Below are 20113 nucleotides of genomic sequence, written 5' to 3' on the forward strand. Positions count from 1 at the left end.
CGATGCCCACACTGTTCGACATGCTGACCCAGGCCCAGAACGGCAATGGCATGCAGGCGCTTGCCCAACAATACGGACTTTCCATGCAGCAGACGCAAGCAGCGGTCGCCGCGTTGCTGCCGGCCTTTTCGCAGGGGCTGCAGCGCAACACCGCCGATCCCTACGGGCTCGGCGCCTTCATGACGGCGATGGCGAGCGGCCAGCACGCCAAGTATTTCGAGGACGCCACCAGAGCCTTCTCGCCGCAGGGCCTCGACGAGGGCAACGGCATTCTGGGGCATCTGTTCGGGTCGAAGGATATTTCGCGGGCCGTGGCCAGCCAGGCGGCGCAGGCGACGGGTTTGAGCCAGCAGGTCCTGCAACAGATGCTGCCCGCCATCGCCTCGATGGTGATGGGCGGATTGTTCAAGCAGACAACAAGCCAGTTTACCGGGGGCCAGATGCAGGCCGCCGGCGGTCTCGGGGGCGGCAGCAATCCGCTGGGCGAGATCATCGAGCAGATGATGCGCCAAGGCGGAGGCATGCAGGCGCCGGCGCCGCAACAGCGCCAGGCACCGCCGCCGCAAAACCCGATGGACAATCCACTGGGCAAGGTCCTGCAGGACATGTTCGGCGGCGGGACGCCGCAGCCGCAAAGCCAGCCGCAGCAGGCTCCCAATCCCTATGGCGACAATCCGCTGGGCAAGGTGCTGCAGGATATGTTCGGCGGTGGCGCGCAACAGCAGCAGCAAGGCCGTGCACAGCCGCAGCAGACACAGAGCCCCTACGGCGACAATCCGCTGGGAAAGATTTTCGAGGACATGCTGCGGCAGGGTGGCGGCGGGTTCGGCCTGCCTGGCGCACAGCCGGCACCGCAGCCCCAGACACCGCAGCAGCGTCAGCCGCCACAACCGCAGACCAATCCGAGCGGCAGGCCGCGCAACCCGTTCGACGATCTGTTCGGCAAGATGTTCGAGACTGGCGCCCAGCAGCGAGACGACTACCAGAAGGGCGTCGAAAGCATCTTCGATCAGTTCAAGCGGGATATGGACCGGCGGTAGGAAACCCTCGCTTCGTCATCCTGGGGCGAAGCAAGGAGCGAAGCGACGCGGCGCAGACCCCAGGATGACGAAGCGAAGCAAAAGAAAAGCCCGGTCCTGGAGGGGGACCGGGCAGTGTGCAGGCTGGCCGGCGGGGAACCGGCAGGGAGTGGGGAGCCTGCATGAACCTTGGTCGGGCTGAACCGGGAAAAGGTTCAGCGAGACCGACACTCAGCCGATCAGGCGACCTTGCGGGCGAAGTCCTCGATCGTTTCGACGCGATCGCTCGTGATCTCACGCAGGATCGCCGTCGGGTCGCGGCCGAACGGCACATCGATGGCAACGTGGAGGTCGGCGCGGGTCAGGCCGATATCGGCGAGCTCGGCATCCGACATCTCGCCCAGGCGGTAGAAGGCGCGGCGATTTTTCCAGGCGCGGTAGAAATTGACGGCGGTGTTGGCCACGCGCTTCGCAACGGCCGGACGCGAAGTGATGCGCGGGGTCTCGGAGGCGAATTCGATCGTGGTCATGGCAATTTCTCCTTCGGAGTCGAACGGACAAAACCAGGCGATCGGCGCTGGCGACAGCGACCGTTCCGGCTTCGATTCACATGCCTTCATGTGGACGATGCCAATTTGCCATTGCTCGATTGATTAATCCAACGAATGTTTCTAATCTTTAGCATCAACATCAATGATAGGTTGGACCGATGAAAGCGCCGCTCGATCTCGATCAGTTGCAGACATTCGTCTCGATCGCCGACACCGGCAGCTTCACCCGGGCGGCGGAAGAAGTGCTGCGCACCCAGTCGGCGGTGTCGATGCAGATGCGGCGGCTGGAGGAGCGGATCGGCAAGCCGCTTTTCGAAAAGGAAGGGCGCACCAACAGGCTGACCGAGGAAGGCGACAAGCTGCTCTCCTACGCAAGACGGCTGCTCTATCTCAACCGCGAGACGCTGGCGGCCTTCGACGACCAGCGGCTCGAAGGCACGATCCGCATCGGCACGCCGGATGACTATGCAGACCGTTTCCTGCCCGAAATCATGGCGCGTTTCACGCGCTCCAACCCGCGCGTCGAACTGACCGTCATCTGCGAACCGACGCCGGGGCTGGTCGATCATATCAAACGCGGCAATCTCGACCTGGCGCTGGTGACGCACAATGACGTGCGCGGCCAGTCCGAGGTCGTGCGGCGCGAACCGCTGCTGTGGGTCACCTCCGCCAACCATGCCACGCATGAGCAGGAAATCCTGCCGATGGCCTTTGGCCGGCCGAACTGCATCTGGCGGCGCGCCGCCGTCGATGTGCTGGACCAGCAGAACCGCGACTATCGCATCCTGTTCACCAGTTTCTCGGCAACCGTGATCACCGCCGCGGTGCTTTCGGGCCTGGCGATCTCCGTGCTTCCGGAATGCGCGCTGAGACCCGGCATGCGCGTGCTCGGCGAAGCCGACGGCTTTGGAGCGCTGCCCGACTGCCGCATCGGCATCATGCGCGGCCAGACCTCTCGACCCGAGATCGTCGACGCGCTTGCCCGCCACATTTCGGAAAGCCTAGACAACATCTCGGTGCCGCTGGGCGAGGAGACAGGAACGTTCGACTTCGCGGCCCTCGCCTTCGCCAAGATGAAGCGGACAAGGCCGAACCAGATTCTGCCGGGCTGGTAGGCCGGATCCGGGGCCGAGCCGACAGAGCGCCTTGACGCGAAGCGCCAACCGGCCCCCAATCGGCAGATGAGCGAAGCAGCATCCGAATCACGCACCAACGCCACCGAATATACGGTGAGCGAGATATCAGGCGCGCTGAAGCGCACGGTCGAGGATGTCTTCGGCAATGTGCGGGTGCGCGGCGAAATTTCAGGCTATCGCGGGCCGCACTCCTCGGGCCACGCCTATTTCGCGCTGAAGGACGATCGCGCCCGGCTCGACGCCGTGGTGTGGAAAGGCACGATGAGCCGGCTGAAATTCCGCCCCGAGGAAGGGATGGAGGTGATCGCCACCGGCAAGCTCACCACCTATCCCGGCAAGTCCAATTATCAGATCGTCATCGACAATCTGGAGCCGGCGGGCGCCGGCGCGCTGATGGCGCTGCTGGAGGAGCGCAAGCGCCGGCTGCAGGCCGAAGGGCTTTTCGATGCGGGCCGCAAACGCCGGCTGCCCTACATGCCGCGCATCATCGGCGTCGTCACCTCGCCGACCGGGTCGGTCATCCGCGACATCATCCATCGCATCAAGGACCGCTTTCCGCTGCACGTGCTGGTCTGGCCGGTTCGAGTGCAGGGCGAGACGGCGGGCGCGGAGGTGACCAATGCCGTCAGCGGCTTCAACGCGCTGACCTGGGACGGCCCGATCGCGCGCCCTGATCTGCTGATCGTGGCGCGCGGCGGCGGCAGCCTGGAGGATCTCTGGGGCTTCAACGACGAGGCGCTGGCGCGCGCCGTCGCCGCCTCCGGCATCCCGGTGATCTCGGCCGTTGGCCACGAAACCGACTGGACGCTGATCGATCTCGTCGCCGATGTGCGAGCGCCGACGCCGACGGGAGCGGCCGAATTCGCCGTGCCGGTGAAGGCCGACCTCGAGGCAACGCTGGCCAGCCTCGGCGCGCGGCTCAAGGCCGCCGTGCTGCGCAATTTCGAACGCAAGCGGCAGGCGGCCCGCGCGGCCGCGCGTGCGCTGCCCTCGCCCGACCAGTTGCTGGCGCTGCCGCGCCGGCGCCTCGACGAGGCGACCAGCCGGCTGGGCCGTGGCCTGTCGGTGAGCGTCGACCGAAAAAGGGCGCGCCTTCGGGGCCAGAGGCTGACGCCGGCGACCCTGTCGCGCCGCATCAACGAGGCACGCACGCTGACCGGCCGCGACCTCGCCCGTGCCCAGGCCGCGTTCTTCGCCATCGTGCGCGAACGGCGCTCACGCTTTTCGCGTGCCGCCGCGCGGCTCTCGCCGGCACCGATCGTGCGCCGCCAGAAGGTGCAGGCGGACACGCTGGCGGCGCTCGCAAGGCGACAGGACCGGGCCGTCTCGCTTCGGCTAGACCGCCTGCGCGGCCAGTTGAGCCAGGCCGAACGCCTACTGACCACGCTTTCGCACAAGGCCGTGCTGGCGCGCGGCTTCGCCCTGGTGAAGGACGCCGATGGCGCCGTCATCAAGCAGGCGGCCGACGTGGCGTCGGGGATGGCGCTTTCGCTGGAGTTCGCCGACGGCACGGCAGATGCCGTTGCGACCAGCGGTGCGGCACGGCAAAAGCCGGCGGCCAGGCCGGCCGCCAAACCCAGGGAACCCGGCAATCAGGGATCGCTGTTCTGATATCATGACCGACAATCCGCACCATCTGACAACGCCATCCGGCAAGCCCCGCGCACGACGTTTCGGCATCGGCTTCGACGGCACGCCGGGACCGTTCAACGCCATCACGGACGTGGCCGGCGTCGCGGTCGGCTATGCGACGCTGATATCAGGCGACGGCCCGCTTGTCGTCGGCAAGGGGCCGGTTCGCACCGGAGTCACGGCGATCCTGCCCAGGCCACTGGCCGAACTGGCCACACCGGTCTTTGCCGGTGTTTTCAGCCAGAACGGCAATGGCGAGCTCACCGGCACCCATATCATCGAGGAAACCGGCGCCTTCAACTTCCCGATCACGATCACCAATACGCATTCCTGCGGCGTCTCGCGTGACGGCACGCTGCGCTGGATGAGCAAGGTGCTGCCATCCGCCGTCGACAGCGCCTGGGGCCTGCCGGTGGCGGCCGAGACCTATGACGGCTTCCTCAACGACATCAACGGCCATCATCTGACCTCTGCGCACGTTGCGGAAGCTCTCGATGCCGCGGCCGGCGGCGCGATCGAGGAAGGCAGCGTGGGCGGCGGCACGGGCATGATCACTTTCGGCTTCAAGGCCGGCTCCGGCACGGCCTCGCGCATCGTCGCATGGCAAGGGCACAACTACACGGTCGGTGCTTTCGTGCAGTCGAATTTCGGCAAGCGACGCAATTTCACCCTTCGCGGCCTGCGCGCCGGACAGGAACTCGTCGAACCGGCGATCCGCGAGGGGACGCCGCGCGCCGAAAAGGGCTCGATCATCGCCGTGATCGCCACCGACGCGCCGTTCCTGCCGCACCAGATGAAGCGGCTGGCCCGTCGCGTGCCGCTCGGCATCGCCATGACCGGCGGCTTCGGCTACCACAGCTCGGGTGATATTTTTCTCGCCTTCTCCACCGCCAATCCAGCCGCCGCGCTGGCGGCGCCGGGCCGGATGGCCAATGCCGATTTCATTCCCGACACCGACATCGATCCGTTTTTCGACGCGGTGATCCAGACCGTCGAGGAATCGATCCTAAATGCCCTGATTGCCAACGAAGACATGACCGGGCGCGACGGCAATTTCGTACCAGCACTGCCGAAAGCATGGTTGGGAGAAAAATTCGGCTGAAGCCGACGTCGTCCGAAGGACGAAACGAAAAAGCGGGCCGAACAGCCCGCATTTTCTTAACCGACCGCGGTGATCCTGGCGCTATTTCGCCGCGTTACCGGATGCTTGCTGTTCATCGGCCTCGGCTGCTTCCTCGAGCCGCGAAGCAATCAATTCCTGGATGTCGCCAACCTCTTCCTGGATGTCCTCCAGGGGGATGCCGACTTCGGCTGCCTTGGCGGCGCATTCCCTGGCCAATGTCTCGGCCTGCTTTTCGATCCGTGCGTGTGACTGGCAATGAACCTTCTCGCCAATCCATCCGCGCAAGAACTCGATCGCATGTTCACTCATACTTTTGTTCCCTGGCGGCAAAGCCGGTTGGTAATCATAAACGTCGGCACCCCGCGAAGGATGCATGTTCCCATTCCAGCCGAGTCGTCACCGGCCCGCAAGCCGACGCCGTCCAAGGTCCACAGAGCCGAAGGAAATCGAGGATTGGAGAACATTTTCTGATTCTAAGAGACTGATACCGTTGCGGGAATCCTATCCCGCCAAGAGAGACTGCTTCACCTTGCTTCTTACGGCTTTCAGTCCGTTTTCATCTCACTGGCTGTTACGACAGCTGCCTGGTGACGTCGCCCTTCGCGGACATCCATCATCGAGGCCGCCGCTATATAGTGATATCCTCATGCAATGTCGACTCTCCTCGCCATGGTGCCCACAGGGCCGTGTGAAGGTTCGCAAAATCAGAAATTTTCCACCCAGGGCCAAAGCTCCAGTTCCCACGTCCAGGCGCTGCGATGCTGGCGATGGATACCGAGATAGGCCTGCGCGATCGCGTCCGGGGAGAGGCGGCGATCCGACGGCTCGGACGGATCGCCGGCCACGGCAGAGGCTATCGCCCCGTCGATGATGAAATGCACGACGTGAATGTTCTTCGGCGCCAGCTCACGCGCCATGGACTGGGCCAATCCGCGCAGGCCGAATTTGGGCATGGCAAAGCCGGCCGAGCCCGCAAACCCCTTCACACTTGCCGTCGCACCGGTGAAGAAGATCGACCCCGAGCCGGTGGCCAACAGCCGCCGGGCCGCTTGCTGGCCGACCAGGAAACCGCCATATGCGCCGACCAGCAGAGCCTGCCGTACTGCCTCGGGATCGAGCTCGGCCACCGGCCCCCGGGCGCGGCCGCTGGCGTTGAAAACCACCAGCGACAGCGGGCCAGCCTTGTCGGCGACCTCGAACAGACGCCCGACCGAGGCGGGATCGGAGACATCCGTCGCCAGGGCCTGTGCGCCGGTCTGGGCCTGCAGGTCGCTCAGCTTTTCAATGTTGCGGGCGGCCAGGATCACATGAAAGCCCTCGCCGGCGAGGAGACGCGCCAGCGACGCGCTCAAGCCCGAGCCCGCGCCGGCGATGACGGCAACCTTGGATGTCATGAGACCCTCCTTCTTTGCGTTGGTTCTCGCCAATGACTGGCGCACAAGCCGAAGCTTGCAGGATCGGCGCGGTGGCGGCAACGCGCAAGCACCCCGGAAAAAATGGCCGGGCGCGAAAGCGGCCCGGCCAAAAGAAGGTCATAACCTTCAGAGGGGAACACCGTCCGGCGAAATGGGAGGAAAACACCGAACGGGTTTTTCTCTTTTGGACCGATTTCTGTCCGGATACGACGAATGACATTCCAAAGATCGCCGCAGACGTGCAAAAATCCTGTCGTTTCCTGTCTAAACGCTCAGCCCGCTCCGATGTTCGCCCGCAGCAGATCCGCATAATGGCGCCGCGCGACATCAGGATGCGAGCGCAGCCGGCTCTTGAGCACGTTGGCTCCGACCTCGCGAAACAGCGGATTATCAGGATCGCTGGCGGGTCCGCGCGCCTGGGCGGCCAGTTCCTCGGACAGGCCAAGCAGCGGAATCGTCGCATCGAGCCTGGCGCTGAAGAAGAACGGCACCGAAATGCGCTCCACGCCGGCGGGCGGCGTGACCACGCGATGCACGGTCGCGCGCAGATAGCCGTTCGAGGCGAGTTCGAGCAGTTCGCCGATGTTGACGACCAGCGTGCCGGGAATGGGGTCGACATCGACCCAACTGCCGTCATAATCGACCTGCAGACCCTTGTTGTCGTCCTGGAGGAGCAGCGTCAGGAAGCCGCCATCCTTATGCGCGCCGACGCCTTGGTCGCCGCCGGTCGCGTCCCGGCCGGGATAGCGCACGATCTTCATGCGATGGTTGGGCTCGTTGCGATAGATCGGATCGAACGCATCCTCCGGCTGGTCGAGTGACTGGGCAAATGCCTTCAACAGGCGGATCGCCACGGCGGTGACCTTTTCCTGCCATGCGATGAGGACCGATTTGAGATCGGGCAAAGCCGCCGGCCACTGGTTCGGCCCCTGAAGCCTTGTCCAGGCCGGAATGCCTGGCCCTTGCGCTATGGGCTGACGCTCGACGCCGATATCGAGCTGCTCGCGCCAGTCCTCCTTGCCCTTGGTCAGTTCACCGCCGGCCCGCGTATAACCTCGGAACTGCGAGGACTTGACCATCTCGATGGCGAGCTTGTCGGCTTCCGGCAAGGCGAAGAAGCGGCGCGAGGCGGTGAGCACCTCGCTGATCTCCGCCCAGGAAATGCCGTGTCCGGCCAGATAGAAGAAACCGATATCGCGCGAGGCGGAACGCAGATCAGCCAGAAATGTCCGGCGCTCCGACGCGCCTTGCTCGAGACGGCTGAGATCAAGCACAGGCACTATTCTGGGCATATCAAGCTCCTTTCCTGGGTCTTTCCGGATGTTGCTTGAAAGAAACCCAGCCGATTGACCATGCAGGCACTTTCGACGAACGGGATCGTCATGGATGCTCGCAAGTCTCATCGACTTCAGCTTGGCGGGAAAGGAACGATCGGCCCTTCGTCGCAGCCGCGACGAACAATTTTTCCATTCGCGCGGGAAGGCTGATGATAAGCACCATCATGCCGGGCCATAGGGTTGACCAGCGGCCAGCGCCGGCTTCATCACGTGGAGATCATTTGCGGTCCTTGCAGGCGTTCCGTTCAGTCCTGGCGATGCGCGTTGTGCGCCTTCATCATCGCGGCGAGCGCCGGATCGCCCTCCTCCAAGGCATCGATCGCGCCGGACGTGTCATAAAGGCGCTCGTCCTGCCCCATCTTGAACTTGGCCTCGAGGCGCTCGATCGGCAGATCGAAGCCGATGATGTGGGGGATGCGCCGCTCCATGCCGCCGGGGCCGAGTTCGCGCATGCGCCAGCGGTCCGGGCGATCCTTTTCCAGGACGTCGACCAATTGCAGCAGATGTCGCGCCGTGCCGTGGTCGTCGAGCGGCACGGGATGCCCGTGACAATGCACGACGGCGAAATTCCAGGTCGGCGCGCTGTCACGCACCGGATTGCGGGGATACCAGGAGGAGGAGATGTAGCCGTGCGGCCCCTGGAAAACAGCGACCGTCCCGCTCCCCTGCGCGATCAGCGCGCTGTGTGGATTGGCCCTGGCGAGATGCGATACAAGCGTTCCGTTCCTTCCCTTGCCCCGATCGAGCACGAACGGCAGATGTGAGACGACCAGCCCTTGAGGCCCCGCCGTCACCACCGTTGCGAAAGCCGCCGCCTCGATCAGGCCGAACACGTCGTCGCGCGACAGCGGTTCAAATTCCGGCTTGCTGTACATGGAGAATCCCGGCGATCAGCTTCGCTGGACGCGAACGGCCGGGATGAGACCCTGCGGACGCAGCAGCAGCACCGCGATGACGCCCGACAGCACGATCGCGTCGCGGTAAGGCGCGATCGCCGCCGGCAAGGTCGCCTGCAGCAGAACCTCTATGATGCCAAGCAGGAAGCCACCGGCGACAGCGCCCGGAAGGCTGCCGAGGCCGCCGACAACCGCGGCGATGAAGGCCTTCAACACCGGTGTGAAGCCCATCAGCGGATCGACGGAGGCGCGCTGCGCCACCCACAGCATCGCCGCCAGGCCGGCGAGCAATCCCGAGAGCAGGAAGGCGGTGGCGATGATCCGGCTGGCCGGAATCCCCATCAGGCGCACGACGTTGAAATCCTCGGCCGCCGCCCGCATCGCCGTGCCGGTGACCGACCTGCGCAGGAAGACTTCGAGCGCAATCAGCGCCAGCGCGGAGACGACGATGGAAATGCTGGGGCCGACCCCGATGGTGAAGTCGCCGAAGGAGAAGGCGCCCGTCATCCAGCCCGGCATGGCGACAGCCTGCGGCCGCGCCGAGATGCCGTTCTGGAAGACGACTTTCAAAAGACTGGACACGGCAAAGCTGGTCAGGAGCAAACTGGTGACGCTGGCGCCGCGCATCGGGCGAAAAGCGATGCGCTCCATGGCCACGGCGGCGAGCGCGCCGCAGGAAACCGCGACCAGCACCGCCAGCGGGAAAGGCAGGCCGAAGACCAATGCCGCCAGCAGCGCGTAGCCCGACAGGGTCATCAGCTCGCCATGGGCGAAATTGATCAGTCCGACGATGGAAAAGACGATCGCCAGCCCGAGCGCCAGCAGCGCATAGACGCCGCCGAGGCTCACCGCATTGATGATCTGCTGCGCGATCATGCTTCTCAAGCTCCCAGATAGGCCTGGCGGACAAGGTCCGAGGAGGCGAGTTCCCTTGCGGTGCCCGACAGCACCACCTCGCCATTGGCGAGCACGACGGCGCGGTCGGCGATTTCGAGCGCCAGCGCCACATTCTGCTCGACCAGCAGGATGGTCAGGCCCTTGCGGCGCAGCTCGGCGATCAGGTCGAAGACGGTATCGATCAGTTGCGGAGCAAGGCCGAGCGACGGCTCGTCGAGCAGGATCATGCGTGGCTTGCTCATCAGCGCGCGGGCGATCGCCAGCATCTGCTGTTCGCCGCCCGACAGGTTGCCGCCCTTGACGCGATGATAGCGGCGCAGGATCGGAAACAGTTCCAGCATCTCCTCCTCGCGCAGCTTCGCTTCGGCCGCGGACTGATGCACGGCGCCGCCAAGGCGCAGATTGTCCGCCACGGTCAGGCTCGCAAAGATGCGCCGGCCTTCCGGGACCAGCGCGACGCCCTTGCGGGCGATGGCCTCGGGCGCCATGCCGGTTATGGCGGCGCCATCGAAAACCACCTTCCCGGAAGCCGCCGGCACCAGCCCGGCGATGGCGCCGAGCGTCGAGCTCTTGCCGGCGCCATTGGCGCCGACGAGCGCAATGATCTCGCCGCTGTCCACGGTGAGATCGACGCGGCGCACCGCCTCGACCTCGCCGTAGCGTATCTTGAGGGCTTCGACGCTCAGCATGGCATCACGGCGCCGGAACGTCTGATGCGTCCGGGATCAGGGTCTCGACATGCTTGCCCTCGCCGCCCTCGTAGCGCATCAACGCCACCGGCCTGAGCGGCATGCGGTTGGTGCCGGCATAGGTGATCTTGCCGGTGATGCCCTCGAAATCCTTGAGGTTGGCAATGGCATCGCGGATAGCCTTCGGATCATCCGAGCCGGCGGTCTTCACCGCCTGGTCGAGGATCAGGCCGATCTCGTAGCCGTTGACCTCATAGGTCGATTCCGGCGCATGGCCGGCATATTTCGTGAAGGCGGCATTGAAGGCTTCGAGCTTGCTGCCCGGTTCGGCATAGCCGGCGGCCGTGTAGACAACGCCGTCGACCAACTTGCCCAAAGCCTTGATGGTCGGCGTGCCGATCGCATCGGCGCCATAGACGGGAATGGTGACGCCGGCGCCGCGCAGTTGCTGGATGAAGGCCGGGAAGTCGGGCTCGTAGGCCGCCGTCATGATCAGGTCGGGCTTGTCGGCCAGGCCCTTGATGTTGGTGATCTCGGCGGAAAAGTCCGGCTGGCCCATGGTGAAGGTGCCGCGCCCGACAATCGCGCCGCCCTTCTTCTCGAACACCTTGCCGAAATATTCCGGCAGATTGGCGGTGTAGGTGGTGTCCGGCGAGGTCAGCAGGAAGACCTTCTTCTTGCCCTCGGATACGGCGAAGTCGGCAACCGCGGTGGCCTGGACATTGTCGGCCGGATAGGTGCCGAACATGACGTCGCCGACCGCGCCGGTGAGCACGGGCGCGGAGCCGCACAGGGTCAGGGTCGGGATGCCGAGCGGCTGGGTCAACTGGCCGGCGGAAATCGAGGGATCGGCGTCGCAAGGCGTGATCATGATCTTGGCGCCGGCGTCGATCAGTTCCTGGGCGACGGTGGCGGTCTGCGCGGTATCGGAGCGCGTGTCCTTGATCATCAGCTTGACGGTGTATTTGCCGGCGAGCCCGCCCTTGGCATTGAGTTCGTCGAGCGCCATGCGCAGGCCCGCGAGGGCCGGCTGGTCGTAGGGGGCGAGGACGCCAGTCTGCGCGGTCGCCGCGCCGATGATGATTTCCTCGGCGCTGGCCATCGAAACGGCGGCAATGCTGAACGCCGCTGCGTAAAGAGCGGCGCGATGGAGGCGATAGAGGCTTGGCATGTCGGTTCTCCTTCTGGATTTTTATCGTTTTCGTTGCGGTCTAGGCGGGCTGGTTTTCAGGGCTTGCGGCCTTGGCGCGCGCCGTGCGGCTGCCGAGATAGGCGGCGATGACGGCGGGGTTGTTCTGGACATCGGCCGGCGTGCCGTCGGCGATGACGCGGCCATGATCGATGACGACGATGCGCTCACACAGATTCATCACCAACCGCATGTCGTGCTCAATCAGCACCACGCCGATGCGGCGCTCCGCACGCACCGCCGAGAGGATAGACACCAGTTCGGCGGTTTCGACGGCGTTCATGCCGGCCGCCGGCTCATCGAGCAGCAGGAAGCGCGGCTTCAGTGCAAGCGCACGCGCCACTTCCAGACGCCGGCGCTGGCCGTAGGCGAGCCGCGCCGCCGGCTGATCCGCAAACTTGTCCAGGCCCATGCGGAACAGTTCGCGCATCGCGGCCGCCTCGGCGTGCGCGAGATCCGGCTCGACCTGCCTTGCCGCGACGACGACATTCTCCAGCACGGTCATGCTCGGGAAGACGCGAATGTTCTGGAAGGTGCGGGCGATGCCGGACCGGGCAAAGCGGAATGCGGAAGCCTGCCTCTGTACGCCGCCGACCGAAACCGTCCCCGCACTCGGCTGGACATCGCCGGCCAGCATGTTGAGCAAGGTCGTCTTGCCGGCCCCGTTGGGACCGATGATGCCGGTAATGCTATCGGTCTCGAAACTCAGGCTGACGTCGTCCACCGCGACCACGCCGGCATAGCGGCGCGACAGATGGTCGGCCACCAGGCGGTCCGCACCGACCTGTCGCGGCGGGGCCGAAGCCATCTCCGGCGTCCGGCCGGACCTGCGCAGAAGATTGAGCTCCCGCTCGCCGAAAAGGCCGGTCGGCCGGCGCCAGATGACGAGGATCATGGCGATGGCGAGAACGCCCTGGGTCAGGCCGAACAGGACAGGCAGGTGCAGGCCGAGCATTTCGCCACCGCCCTCGAAGCGCCGCACGACCTCGATCACCACGATGGTGACGATGACGCCGGCAAAGGCGCCGAGCGAGGACGTCATGCCGCCGACGATCAGCATGGCAAGCATCGTGAAGCCGAGGTCGAAATAGAAATCGCGCGGTGAGAAGGCGCCGAGGAACTGGGCCATCATGGCGCCGGCGGCCATGGCCGCGATGACGCCCACCACCCAGGCGACGAGCCGCGCGATGCGCTGGTCGACGCCAACGGCGGCCGCACCGCGCTCGTCATTGGCCGCGGCGCGGCTGGCAAGCCCGAAAGAGGTTTCGCGAAACAGCCTCGCCGCTATCAGCGCGACGGAGGCAACCGCCGCCGCCGTCCACAGCCCGACCTCGCGCGGCACGCCGTAGAAAGGCTGGCTGCCGCGCGTGATCTCGCGGCCCGCGACCAGCAGCGTGTAGACGATGATCAGCATGGCGAGCGTCGCGATGGAAGCGCTCGACCCAGTAAGTCTCATCAGGGGCGTGCCGGTCAGCAACCCGATGAAGACGGCCAGCGCGAGCACAAGCGCAAGCGCGGCGAAAAAGGAGAGTTCGTGCCCGGCAAGGAACTGCGGCAGGTCGCGCAGCGCCGTCCGCTGCAAGGCGGCGGGCATGGTTAGGATGCCGGTGGCGTAGGCGCCGAGGCCAACAAAGGCGGCCTGGCCGAACGACACGATGCCGCTGTTGCCCGAGAATATCTGCAGGCCAAGCACCGCCGTCAGCATGATCGCGGCGTAGGTGACCACACGCTGCATGGCGACGCCGCCGAAGAAGAAGGCGGCAAGCGCCACCAGCAGCAGCACGGCCACCATGCACAGGGCGTCGGCGGTGGCGTTGCGGAACGCCGCCGGCATGAAGCCGCGCGGCTTGCTCTCGGTCCTTGCCGCGGCCACCATTACGCTGCCCTGAAACGGTCGGGCGAAAACGGCGCCAGGATCGGCTGCGCGCCCTCGGTGACGAGCTTCGCGATTGCCTCCCCGACCGCCGGCCCGGTCTTGAAGCCGTGACCTGAGGAACCGGCCGACACCACGAGGCCGCCCACGCCGGGCATGGCGCCGATGACCGGCAGATCGTCCGGGCTCATGTCATAGAGCCCGGCATAGCCCGGCCGGATACCGAGTTCAGCCATGGCCGGTACGCGGGTGGCGAAGGTTTCGAGGATATCGACCGATTCAGCCTCCTCGACGCCTTCCATGTAGGTGTCGGGGTTCTCGACGAAGCGCGGGCGGCCGGCATGTTCGTGGCGCAGGCCGGTGCCGCCGCCGGCCCAGGTGCCGGCGAGAATGACGCCGTCATTATCGGGCCGGGCGTAATTGCAGGAAATGTCGTCGCACCAGGCAAAAGGCATGACTTTTCGCGCCTGCCCGGCCGCATCGAGCACGGCCATTGGATGGCGCTCGACGTGCAGCGGCAGGTCGAGCCCGACCGTCGCCAGCAGGCGGCGTGTCCACGGCCCGGCGGCCAGCACGACGGTGTCGGCTTCCAACACCGTCCCGTCGGCGAAGGTCACACCCGTAATGCGGTCTCCTTTCCTCTGAAGACCCTCCACAAGCGTGTTCTGCAGGATCTTAGCGCCATGAGCGCGCGCGGTCCTGGCGATGGCGTTGGTGGCGCCGAAGGCGTCGGCATAGCCATATTCGGGCTCCCACAACGCCAGCGCCACATCGTCCAGCGCGAAATCCGGCGCGGCTTCGGCGAAGGCCTGCGGCGACAAGGTCTCGATGCGAGCCCCCTCGCCGCGGATGCGTTGAGCGGCAGCCTTCCAGCTCGCCTCGTTGTCCTTGCCGCAGACCCACATCATGCCGATTTCGGTGACGAACGACCCTTCGCCCGCGATCTCGGGCAGCGACACCAGGATTTCACGGCCGCGGATGGAAAGCTGCGAAAGCTCCGGCATCAGATAGAAGGCATGCAGCAGCGCCGACGATTTCCCGGAAGGGCCGCCAGCAGGATGGGTCTGCTCGACCAGCGTGACGTCCACACCGGCCTTGGCCAGATGGTAGGCGGTGCTCGATCCAACGATTCCAGCACCAACGACGATGACGTCGTTTCCGTTTCCCATGATTGTTCCCCACAGTCTCTTGGCTGCTTTCCGACAAGCTAAGGCTACTCTTCCAACTATGTCAACATCTCTTCATTGTTGACCCGAATTAAAATCCCTGTAATAAACTCGACACAACGAGGCTGAGAGCCCAATACGCGTTTTCGGGGAGGCCAATGGCGATACGCGATGTTCTGATGCGCGGGGATCTGGCGCTGACGCCGTCGGAAGAGAAGATCGTCCGACTGCTGTTGACCGACTATCCTACCTCTGGCCTCGGCACCGCCTCGTCGCTCGCCCGGCGCGCCGGCGTCAGCGATCCGACCGTGGTCAGGTTGGTCGTCAAGCTCGGCTATGAAGGCTTTCCCGATTTCCAGGCAAAGCTGCTGGCGGAAGTCGAAGCCAGGCTGCATTCACCGCTGTTGATGATGGAAGCCAAGCGTCAGAGTGGCTCCAGCGACAGCGCGGTACTCGCCTATCTCGATTCCGTCACCACGGCCTTGCAGAAGGCCACCGCCGCGACCCCTGTCCAGACCTATGAGCGGGCCGCCCGCCTGCTCATGGAGGCCAAGGGCGAGATCGTGCTGCTCGGCGGCCGGTTCAGCCGCCACATCGCCGGCATGCTGGCAGGATACCTCGTGCAGTTCCGTTCCGGTGTGCGCGATCTCGGCGTGCTCTCGCCGCAGACATTCGACACGCTGGCCGACCTTGGTCGCCGCGACGTGCTGGTGGTGTTCGACTATCGCCGCTACCAGCTCGACGTGATGGCCTATGCGCGGCAGGCGGCCGCGCTCGACGTGCGCATCCTGCTCTTCACCGACCAGTGGCTGTCGCCGATATCGGACCTCGCCGAAGTCACCATCGTCAGCCCCCTGGAAGTCGCCTCGCCCTATGACACGTTGGCGCCAGCCATCGCGCAGATGGAAGCGCTGACCGCCCATATCGTCTCGACGCTGGGTGACGACGCCCGCGCCCGCATCGAGAGGATCGAGAAGGTGCGGCACGCCAATGCGGTGACGCTCGACAGCGATCCGCAAGAGAACGGCGCGCGCGCAGCATCCGGCCCCCGCAAGATACCTGGACCCAAATCAGCAAAGCAGGACGACAAAGCATGACCCAAGCCTTATCCAAACAGGCCCTACCCAAGCGAGACGAAGCCTTCCGTGCCGGCGAGACGGCCTTGCTGCTCGTCGACATGCAGCGCATCTGGCTGGAGCCGGGCGCCGATCCCTCGCATCCGGAGCGCGGCCCCGACCACTATTTCTACCGTCAGACATCGTCGCAGACGATCCCGAACCAGGAGCGGTTGCTGGCTGCGGCACGCGCCAACGGGGTGGAAGTGCTGCACACCATCATCCAGAGCCTGACCGAGGACGGACGCGACCGTTCGCTCGACCACAAACTGACGCCGATCCATGTCGCGCCGAGCCTCCCGGAAGGTCTTCCTGTGCCGTCGCTGGCCCCGGTCGGCGACGAGATCATGCTGCCGAAGACCTCGTCCGGCCTCTTCAACTCGACCAATGTCGACTATCTCCTGAAGAACCTCGGCATCCGCTATCTCGTCGTGGTCGGCGTGCTGACCGACCAATGCGTCGACATGACGGTGCGCGATGGCGCCGACCGCGGTTATCTCGTCACCTGCGTGTCGGATGCCTGCGCCACCATCACCCAGGAACGCCACGACATCGCGCTCAAGGCCTTCGGCGGTTATTGCTGGGTCGCCGATACCGACACCGTCGTCGACCGCTTCAACGATCTGGGAAAAACGGCATGACATCTGCTGTCGAGCCCCTCGTCGCCGTCGTCACCACGGATCTTTCGGCCATTACGCGCGGACGTTTCGTTGTCGAAAGCAGGCTGCAGAAAACCGCCGCGACCGGTGTCGGCTGGCTGCAGGCCAACCTGTCGATGACGCCGTTCAATTCGATCGTCGATCCCAATCCCTGGGGTTCGTCCGGCGACCTCAGGCTGATCCCCGATCTCAAGGCGCGTTTCCGCACAACGCGCACTGGAACGGCGACGCCGTTCGACATGGTGGCCGGCGACATCGTCGAGCTCGACGGCAGTCCCTGGCTCGGCTGCACGCGCACCATGCTCAGGGACGCGCTGGCGGAGCTGAAGGCCGCGACCGGGCTTTCGGTCGTCGCGGCCTTCGAGCATGAATTCCATATCGCCGACGGCGATTTCGCGGCCGCCCATTCGATGTCCTTCGCCGCGCTGCGCCGCACCGACCCGTTCGCCCCGAACCTGATGGCGGCGCTCGAGGAGGCAGGCGTCGGACCCGAAGTGGTCATCGCGGAATTCGGCAACGAGCAGTTTGAGGTGACGCACGAACCCGCCGATGCGCTGACGGCCGCCGACCGCGCCGTCGCCATCCGCGAAATCACGCGCGAAGTGGCGCGCAATCTTGGCTGGCGCGCCAGCTTCGCGCCCAAGATCGCGCCTGACGCCGTCGGCAATGGCGTGCACATTCATTTCAGCTTCGTCGACAAGGACGGCAAGCCCGTGACCTACGACGCGGCAAAGCCCGGTGGTCTGTCGGCGAAGGCCGGCGCCTTCTGTGCCGGCGTGCTTCGCCATCTCCCCGCCATCACCGCCATGACGGCGTCGAGCGTGTCGTCCTTCTACCGGCTGAAGCCGCACAGCTGGAGCTCGTCCTATACCTGGCTCGCCGACCGCGACCGCGAGGCCTCGCTGCGCATCTGCCCGACCGTGACCATCGGCGGTCGCGATCCGGCGCGGCAGTACAATGTCGAGTACCGCGCCGCCGATGCCACCGGCAATCCGTACCTGTCGCTGGCGGCGATCATCCGCGCCGGGCTCGAGGGACTGAAGGCCGACCTGCCGTCACCGCCGCTGGTCACCGGCGACCCCACGCTCATGAGTGACGCCGAACGGGCAAAGCTCGGCCTCGTGCGGCTGCCCGAAACCTTGCCGGCGGCGCTCGACGCGCTTGTCGCCGACAAGACCGTCACGGGATGGTTCGCGCCGGTATTCATAGAGACCTTCGTCGGCCTGAAACAGCATGAGGCCGGGCGTCTGGCCGGTCTCGACCCGGCCGCCATCTGCGATCTCTACCGGACGCTCTATTGATGACCGCACAGCCTGAGAGAAACGTCCTTCCCGAAAAAGACTGGCCCGAGGCGGTCGAGGTCCTCAACGAGCATGGCCGCTCGGATGTCGTGCTTTTGTGCGAACACGCGTCCAACCACATGCCGGCGGAGTATGCCCGGCTCGGGCTCGAAACAAGCCATCTGCAGCGCCACATCGCCTGGGACATCGGCGCTGCGGAAGTAACGCGGCTGTTGTCGGCACGGCTCGATGCGGCGGCCTTCCTCAGCGGTTATTCGCGGCTGCTGATCGACCTCAACCGACCATTGGGCAGCGCTGGCAGCATTCCGATCCTGTCCGAGGACACCGACATCCCCGGAAATGTCGGCATCGATACGGCGGAGCGCAAACGGCGCGCGGAGATCATGTTCGCGCCGTTCCATGAGCGGGTGGCCGCGCATCTCGACCATCGGATCGCTCAGGGCAGGCCGACACGCATCGTCACGATCCACTCCTTCACGCCGGTCTTCCTGGGTGTCGCCAGGCCCTGGCACGCGGGCATTCTGCACGACCAGGCCGCCGGTCTTGCCGAGTCGATCCTTTCGGGCCTGCGCGCCGACCCGGCACTCAACGTGGCGGCCAACGTGCCCTACGTGATCAGCCGCGATGCCGATTACGCCGTGCCGGTCCACGGCGATGATCGCGGCATCGCCGCGGTGCTTATCGAGATCCGGCAAGACCTGCTGGCGAACCGCGCCGGCGTCGAGGAATGGGCGGGCAGGCTGGCAGCCGTGCTGTCGGCAAACGAGGCGGAGGCGATCAGGTGAGCAATCTCAGCCTGCGCGAGCGTGACGCAGCAGCGATCGCACAGATCGGCAAGCTCCGCTTTTCTCCGCTCAGCGTCGTCGGCGGCAAGGGCAACCGGCTGATCGAGGAAGGCGGCCGCTCGCTGCTCGACCTGTCCGGCTCCGCCGGCCCGGCGATCCTGGGCTATGGGCACCCGGCGATCGTGGAGGCGGTGGAAGGCTCGATCCGCGACATGGCGGGCGCCAGCCTGCTGCTCTACCCGAACGAACCCGCCGTCTCGCTGGCCGAGCGGCTGCTGGCGATCACGCCGGGAGACGGCGAGCGGCGCGTCTGGTTCGGACATTCCGGCTCGGACGCCAATGATTGCGCCGTGCGCGTGCTGCGGGCGGCCACGGGCCGTTCGCGCTTCATCTCCTTCATCGGCTCCTATCACGGCAATCTCTCGGGCTCGATGGGCATAAGCGGCCACACCGCCATGACGCACACGCTGCCGCGTGCGGGCGTGGTGCTGCTGCCTTACCCCGACCCGTACCGGCCGAAATTCAACGGCGAGGACGTGCTTGCCCTGCTCGACTATCAGTTCGAGACCACCTGTCCGCCGCATCAGGTCGCGGCTGTGTTCATCGAGCCACTTATGTCGGATGGCGGGCTGATCGTGCCGCCGCCGGGATTCCTCAAGGCGCTGCAGGAGCGCTGCCGCAAGCACGGCATCAGGATCGTCGTCGACGAGGTCAAGGTCGGGCTCGCCCGCAGCGGCATGATGCACTGCTTCCAGCATGAAGGATTGACGCCGGACCTCGTCGTGTTCGGCAAGGGCATCGGCGGCGGGCTGCCGCTGTCGGCCGTGGTCGGACCGAAGGAGATCATGGACCATGCGCCAGCCTTCGCCCTGCAGACGACCGCGGGCAATCCGGTGGCGACGTCGGCCGGCAATGCGGTGCTGAAGACCATCGAGAGCGAAGGCCTGGTCGAACGCTCGGCACGGACCGGCAAACTCTTTTCCGAGGCGCTGCGGACGCTTGGCGAAAAGCACGAGATCATCGGCGACGTGCGCGGGCGCGGGCTGGCGATCGGCGTCGACCTCGTCAAGGACCGTGCGACGCGCGAGCCGGTCGCGGCCACGACGACCGCCAAGATCATCTATCGCGGCTATGAGCTGGGCGCTGCGTTCTCTTATGTCGGGCTGAAGGCCAACGTGCTGGAATTCATGCCTCCGCTGACCTTGACCGAGGGCGAAGTGGCGGATGGCATCGCGATCATCGACCAGGCCATCGCCGACGTGAATGCCGGCAAGGTCAGCGACGCGGATGTCGCCTCGTTCATGATGTGGTGAGGGCGCGGCCCGTCGAT

19 protein-coding genes are annotated in these 20113 nt (G+C 65.5%); 9 read left to right on the forward strand and 10 right to left on the reverse strand.

Annotation, left to right across the window (positions count from 1 at the left end; translation table 11 throughout):
• The first annotated feature begins 2 nt into the window (after positions 1–2).
• A complete protein-coding gene (locus FFS37_RS14940) occupies positions 3–1040 on the forward strand; it encodes a DUF937 domain-containing protein (protein ID WP_137931711.1) in 1038 nt (345 codons plus the stop codon).
• Positions 1041–1258: 218 nt separating this feature from the next.
• Here FFS37_RS14940 and FFS37_RS14945 read toward each other — a convergent pair whose 3' ends face one another.
• On the reverse strand, positions 1259–1549 hold the full coding sequence (locus tag FFS37_RS14945) for a DUF1127 domain-containing protein (protein ID WP_137931712.1): 291 nt from the start codon (positions 1547–1549) through the stop codon (positions 1259–1261).
• 179 nt (positions 1550–1728) lie between these two features.
• Between FFS37_RS14945 and FFS37_RS14950 the strand changes: the two genes are divergently transcribed.
• The 3 genes from FFS37_RS14950 to FFS37_RS14960 all read left to right on the forward strand — a co-directional run bounded on the left by FFS37_RS14950 (position 1729) and on the right by FFS37_RS14960 (position 5440).
• Positions 1729–2685 carry a LysR substrate-binding domain-containing protein gene (locus tag FFS37_RS14950; protein WP_137931713.1) on the forward strand — a complete coding sequence of 319 codons (957 nt, stop codon included), beginning with the start codon at positions 1729–1731 and terminating at the stop codon, positions 2683–2685.
• Positions 2686–2751: 66 nt separating this feature from the next.
• Entirely contained in the window at positions 2752–4317 is a 1566-nt protein-coding gene (gene xseA / locus FFS37_RS14955) for an exodeoxyribonuclease VII large subunit (protein WP_137931714.1), read from the forward strand.
• Between the two features lie 4 nt (positions 4318–4321).
• Complete coding sequence (locus FFS37_RS14960) at positions 4322–5440, forward strand: DmpA family aminopeptidase (protein ID WP_137931715.1); 1119 nt, start codon at positions 4322–4324, stop codon at positions 5438–5440.
• 81 nt (positions 5441–5521) lie between these two features.
• On the opposite strand, the gene FFS37_RS14965 is transcribed toward FFS37_RS14960, so the two are convergent.
• From FFS37_RS14965 to FFS37_RS15005, 9 genes are all read right to left on the reverse strand, one after another.
• Positions 5522–5836: a hypothetical protein gene (locus FFS37_RS14965; protein WP_232375669.1), complete on the reverse strand. Its 315-nt coding sequence runs from the start codon at positions 5834–5836 to the stop codon at positions 5522–5524.
• Positions 5837–6165: 329 nt separating this feature from the next.
• The gene (locus FFS37_RS14970; protein ID WP_137931716.1) at positions 6166–6855 is read right to left on the reverse strand and encodes an SDR family NAD(P)-dependent oxidoreductase; all 690 of its coding nucleotides are present in this window, start codon (positions 6853–6855) and stop codon (positions 6166–6168) included.
• 293 nt (positions 6856–7148) lie between these two features.
• The gene (locus tag FFS37_RS14975) at positions 7149–8168 is read right to left on the reverse strand and encodes an isopenicillin N synthase family dioxygenase (protein WP_137931717.1); all 1020 of its coding nucleotides are present in this window, start codon (positions 8166–8168) and stop codon (positions 7149–7151) included.
• A gap of 290 nt (positions 8169–8458) precedes the next feature.
• On the reverse strand, positions 8459–9088 hold the full coding sequence (locus FFS37_RS14980) for an FMN-binding negative transcriptional regulator (protein ID WP_137931718.1): 630 nt from the start codon (positions 9086–9088) through the stop codon (positions 8459–8461).
• Between the two features lie 15 nt (positions 9089–9103).
• Positions 9104–9985, reverse strand: coding sequence for a branched-chain amino acid ABC transporter permease (locus FFS37_RS14985; RefSeq protein ID WP_137931719.1), 882 nt, complete (start codon positions 9983–9985; stop codon positions 9104–9106).
• 5 nt (positions 9986–9990) lie between these two features.
• Entirely contained in the window at positions 9991–10695 is a 705-nt protein-coding gene (locus FFS37_RS14990; protein ID WP_137931720.1) for an ABC transporter ATP-binding protein, read from the reverse strand.
• Between the two features lie 4 nt (positions 10696–10699).
• On the reverse strand, positions 10700–11866 hold the full coding sequence (locus tag FFS37_RS14995) for an ABC transporter substrate-binding protein (protein ID WP_137931721.1): 1167 nt from the start codon (positions 11864–11866) through the stop codon (positions 10700–10702).
• Between the two features lie 40 nt (positions 11867–11906).
• Positions 11907–13760, reverse strand: coding sequence for a branched-chain amino acid ABC transporter ATP-binding protein/permease (locus tag FFS37_RS15000; RefSeq protein ID WP_137931722.1), 1854 nt, complete (start codon positions 13758–13760; stop codon positions 11907–11909).
• Entirely contained in the window at positions 13760–14926 is a 1167-nt protein-coding gene (locus tag FFS37_RS15005; RefSeq protein ID WP_137931723.1) for an NAD(P)/FAD-dependent oxidoreductase, read from the reverse strand. The genes FFS37_RS15000 and FFS37_RS15005 overlap by 1 nt, the downstream gene beginning before the upstream one ends.
• 155 nt (positions 14927–15081) lie before the next feature.
• Between FFS37_RS15005 and FFS37_RS15010 the strand changes: the two genes are divergently transcribed.
• From FFS37_RS15010 to FFS37_RS15030, 5 genes are read left to right on the forward strand one after another with little or no spacing between them, the layout of a single operon-like run.
• Complete coding sequence (locus tag FFS37_RS15010; RefSeq protein ID WP_137931724.1) at positions 15082–16020, forward strand: MurR/RpiR family transcriptional regulator; 939 nt, start codon at positions 15082–15084, stop codon at positions 16018–16020.
• Entirely contained in the window at positions 16017–16679 is a 663-nt protein-coding gene (locus FFS37_RS15015; protein WP_137931725.1) for a cysteine hydrolase family protein, read from the forward strand. The genes FFS37_RS15010 and FFS37_RS15015 overlap by 4 nt, the downstream gene beginning before the upstream one ends.
• Positions 16676–17998 (forward strand): glutamine synthetase family protein, encoded by a 1323-nt coding sequence (locus FFS37_RS15020; protein ID WP_137931726.1) that lies wholly within the window; start codon positions 16676–16678, stop codon positions 17996–17998. Before FFS37_RS15015 ends, FFS37_RS15020 begins: the two co-directional genes overlap by 4 nt.
• A complete protein-coding gene (locus FFS37_RS15025; RefSeq protein ID WP_137931727.1) occupies positions 17998–18783 on the forward strand; it encodes an N-formylglutamate amidohydrolase in 786 nt (261 codons plus the stop codon). Before FFS37_RS15020 ends, FFS37_RS15025 begins: the two co-directional genes overlap by 1 nt.
• On the forward strand, positions 18780–20096 hold the full coding sequence (locus FFS37_RS15030; RefSeq protein ID WP_137931728.1) for an aspartate aminotransferase family protein: 1317 nt from the start codon (positions 18780–18782) through the stop codon (positions 20094–20096). The genes FFS37_RS15025 and FFS37_RS15030 overlap by 4 nt, the downstream gene beginning before the upstream one ends.
• The last annotated feature ends 17 nt before the right edge of the window (positions 20097–20113 follow it).

Origin of the sequence: Mesorhizobium comanense, assembly GCF_005503535.1 — a bacterium.
GTDB lineage: Bacteria > Pseudomonadota > Alphaproteobacteria > Rhizobiales > Rhizobiaceae > Mesorhizobium > Mesorhizobium comanense.